The 240-nt window shown below is 59.2% G+C and carries 1 pseudogene; it reads left to right on the forward strand.

The annotated features are described in order from the left end of the window. A pseudogene (locus tag AC0L2O_RS37435) lies at window positions 1-240 on the forward strand (nitrogen fixation protein FixI); the annotation flags it as partial.

Consider the following 240-nt stretch of genomic DNA (forward strand, 5'->3'; position numbering starts at 1 on the left):
CCCACCGTCGCCTATTCCGGGCGGATATTCTTCGTTTCGGCGTGGAATTTGGCGATGAAGCGCACCGCCAGCATGGACTTTCCCATCTCAGTCGGAATCCTGCTGGCTCTGGGCTTGAGCCTCTACGACACGTCTGTCGGAGGACCTCACGCCTATTTCGATGCGGTAACGTCGTTGATCTTCTTTCTGCTTGTCGGGCGCACGCTTGACCATGCGATGAGGCGGAAGGCGCGGAACGCC

This window comes from Bradyrhizobium sp. Kon10 (assembly GCF_055807395.1).